The organism is Bacillus sp. P4_D3 (genome assembly GCF_056401855.1).
Genome location: NZ_JBFUIN010000803.1, coordinates 1 through 1,323, shown reverse-complemented (window position 1 = coordinate 1,323; position 1,323 = coordinate 1). Strand labels below are relative to the sequence as shown.

The 1,323-nt window shown below is 34.6% G+C and carries 2 protein-coding genes; one reads left to right on the top strand and one right to left on the bottom strand.

All coding sequences use genetic code 11. The features are described 5' to 3' along the window. On the top strand, positions 1–312 hold a 312-nt coding region (locus AC1DTM_RS26835; RefSeq protein ID WP_477001313.1), incomplete at its 5' end, for an SMI1/KNR4 family protein. A 61-nt stretch (positions 313–373) separates the two neighbouring features. Here AC1DTM_RS26835 and AC1DTM_RS26830 read toward each other — a convergent pair. After that, positions 374–1,165: a DUF4240 domain-containing protein gene (locus AC1DTM_RS26830; protein WP_199715315.1), complete on the bottom strand. Its 792-nt coding sequence runs from the start codon at positions 1,163–1,165 to the stop codon at positions 374–376. Positions 1,166–1,323: the final 158 nt, after the last annotated feature.

Sequence of the window (1,323 nt, the reverse complement as noted above, 5' to 3'; positions counted from 1 at the left end):
CATTTATTACAGGAAACAAACGGTATAGAAGGTGAATATGGGGACTTTATTTGGGATGCTTCAAGAATTAAAACGGAAAATATGAATATGAGAAATACAGTCGTATTCAAGGATTTGTACATGCCTTTTGACTGTTTATTATTTTTTGCTGATGGCGGAAATGGTGATTTGTTTGGCTATTCCATTTTGAATGAAATAGTGCAAAGAGATGATATATATGTATGGAATCATGAAAATGATAGTAGGACGTGGGTTGCTCCTTCCTTAAAAACTTTTATGAAGTGGTGGGGGAGTGGAAAGATAACAATTTAGACATAGTATGAAGAAAAAACGCCTTGTTACTAAAGAAACAAGGCGTTTTTCGTATGTAAATCTACCACTCAATCGGTTCTTCCCCGTACATCTCCCACAGTCTAGGAAACATCTTTTTCAATCCTTCTTCGTCATCTTCATCCCAGTCAAACTCAAAATCTATCTCGTCGAATTTTTCATTGGATAAGACATGGTAAAGTGTAAAGTATGTATCATCTTCATCTCCTGTTTTTTCTGCATATACAGTGAAACCGAAGTATAAAGAAAGTTCTTCAATATTTGGTACGTCATACTCACTCAAATTTTCTAATACAGGAATTAACCGTTCTGGATCTTCAATACACGCTTCATAAGTTTCTTTCCCTTGATATAATAACCATCCGCGGAAGTAATCAAAACAATCATCCGAACAACCGCCTAAAATAATATAAGCTGCTGCCCATAAGCGAGATGTATAGGAATCTTTTAATATGCGATGCATATGTGTGTCAAAAGCTACAATTTCATGTACTGTACGTTTAGCAAGGTGAGAAGTAAGCCATTCTAGTTGTTCTTCTTGGTCTTCACCTTTCGTTTTTGTACGATCAAGTAGTTCCCAAAATTCTTCTTCTGTTATCGTTTTTTCTTTTATATAATCTTCCCCAGGGCACGGGTCTGTATATCCTTTTTTTCGTTTGGAAGCGATTAGTTTGTTAGCTTCTTTTATACACTCTTCTGCTGTTTCAAACTCTTTCGCTTTCACACTACCAGCTGTGCCAATTTTTCCGTAAAACACAACATAGTCTCTATCTTTCACAACGATTTTCCAAAACTTATTTGATTTCTCAGTCTGCTGGATTAATAACGTTTCCATTCGTACCCCCATAATGTTTTCTAGTGTGCAATGTGATTGTAACATATGTATATTTACTTGTAATGACAAATCAAGTGTATCGAGTTTTTGAAAAAATCAAAAATCATTGAACGGAATAGAAAAATTTAGTAATCTTATTTGTACAGCACATACATAAT

Excerpts from the sequence above, each read along its gene's own strand:
- AC1DTM_RS26830 (WP_199715315.1), bottom strand. The coding sequence starts at position 1,165 with ATGGAAACGTTATTAATCCAGCAGACTGAGAAATCAAATAAGTTTTGG.